The 1,921-nt window shown below is 67.4% G+C and carries 1 protein-coding gene and 1 pseudogene; both read right to left on the reverse strand.

The features are described from left to right. Window positions 1-198: 198 nt before the first annotated feature. Entirely contained in the window at window positions 199-690 is a 492-nt protein-coding gene (locus ITP53_RS61660; protein WP_407941423.1) for a transposase, read from the reverse strand. Window positions 691-1,451: 761 nt separating this feature from the next. Beyond that, window positions 1,452-1,823: pseudogene (locus ITP53_RS61665) on the reverse strand (transposase); the annotation flags it as partial. Window positions 1,824-1,921: the final 98 nt, after the last annotated feature.

Consider the following 1,921-nt stretch of genomic DNA (forward strand, 5'->3'; position numbering starts at 1 on the left):
CTAGGTAGCTGGTGTTAAGCGGGTCATCTCGACCCCGGGGTTTCGGGTGACTTCATTCGGTGCCGGACTACATGACCGCGAGCAACCTGTCCCGGGCATGGATTGTGTCGGTCTCGCGGCCTTGTGGAGTTATCCACAGGGCCGCTGGAGGCGTCCGTGGTCGGCCTGGGTAGGTAGCCCGACGAGTGTTATCCCTGGTCACGCTCCTGCCGTGGCCCACTGGCCGACGACGGTGGACCGGACGCCGAGGACGGCCAAGCGCGCCAGGTTGACCGCGGCGGCAAGCAAAGAGAAATCAGCGTCGATCTTGGCGGTGCCTCGGACCCTGGCTCGGCGTCCGCCGTGCCGTCGCCGCATCAGGTGCGCGATCTTGCGTTCGACCTTGGGCCGGGTCGCTCGGTAGCGGGCCAGCCAGTTCGGATCGCCACCGAGCTCTCGGCCTCGGGCCAGGTGTTCCTCATGTGGGTTGACATTGATCCTGCGGCCGTCTTTGGCCGTGGTGCACTGAGCGCGCAGCGGGCAGTCGGTGCAGGAAGCGCCGAAATAGGCCACTCCGCTGCCGTCGCCTTGCGGCCGGATCGTGGCCCTGACCTGGTTGGGGCAGGTGACCTGCCCGGCCTGCAGATCGACGGTGAAGACTTCCTTGGAGAATCGTCCCTGCGGCGCGCTGGACGGCTGGACCTTGACCATCGGCTCGATGCCCGCCCCGGACAGTTGGGCCAGCACCGGCCCGATGCCGTAGGCGGCATCGCCATAGACCTCGGTCTGCTCGGTCTGCTCGGTCTGCTCGGTCTGCTCGCTCTGCTCGGTCTGCTCGGTCTGCTCGGTCTGCTCGGGAGGAGATCGGCCAGTAGCTCGATGGCGGGCTCAGCATCGCCGACGTTACCCGCAGTCACTCGGGTGGCGGTGATGATCTCACTGTCGGGGTCCTCGGCGATGTGCCCCTTGTAGCCGTCGAAGGATCGGCTGACGGTCTTGCGGCCATGCCGGGCCTCGACATCCACGGTGGAGATGATGCGGTCCTTGGCCACCTTCTTGCGAGCGATCCGGAACATGCCGTCCTCGCCGTGGTCCAGGTCCTGGCCCAGCACCGTGGCCAGCAACCGCGCCGCCTGCCCGACCTCGGGAGCCAGGGCGCGCCCGTCCAGCGCCGCCAGCAGCGCATACCCATCACGCGCTCGGGAGTCGATGAGCGCCTCCCGCTCACCGGCATCGGTCCAGTCGATGACCGGCTTGCCGGTATCGGTGTAGGCATCTCCGCTGGAGATGACCGCGCGCAACTCCACTCGCAGATCCCGCTCGGCTGCGCGCAGCAGGTTCCGGATCGCCGACCGGATCAGCGTGATGGTGTCCTGGGTGGCCACCGCGTCATAGATCGGCGCCGAGTCCAGCACCCGCTTGCGGCCGATCAGCCCGGCCTGGGCGGCGACCTCCACGGTCCGCTCGAAGATCCGGTCCGGCCGCTCCGAGGCGGCCAGCCGGGCCCGCATGTCCACCAGCACGGTGTGCACGAACCCGGGGTGATCGAAGTCCAGCCCGCCGGCGGCGTACTTCCACCGCACATCGAAGGCGAACCGATCCACCGCCTCCCGATCCGACAGCCCCTCCAGGCGTTGCAGCACCATGACCACAGCCACGATCATCGGCGGCACCGACCTGCGCCCGTCCTCGGCGAACAGATCGGCGAACATCTCATCCGGGAACAAGTTCCGGCACTCACGGTGCAGCACCGCGTAGATCGAGTTCGGCGACAGCCGACCCTCGACAAAACTCACCGTGGAGGACAGCAACCCCGGCTGCATCGGAGTCTGGCCCACTGCCATCGCTCGATCTCTCCCCACGCCCGGCGACCAACACCGATCACCCTGGCACACCAGGACAGACCTACGCGAGACAGATCAAAAAACACCAGCCACCTAGA

It is taken from the genome of Nonomuraea cypriaca, assembly GCF_015645445.1.
GTDB classification, from domain to species: domain Bacteria; phylum Actinomycetota; class Actinomycetes; order Streptosporangiales; family Streptosporangiaceae; genus Nonomuraea; species Nonomuraea cypriaca.

Excerpts from the sequence above, each read along its gene's own strand:
- ITP53_RS61660 (WP_407941423.1), bottom strand. The coding sequence starts at position 690 with ATGGTCAAGGTCCAGCCGTCCAGCGCGCCGCAGGGACGATTCTCCAAG.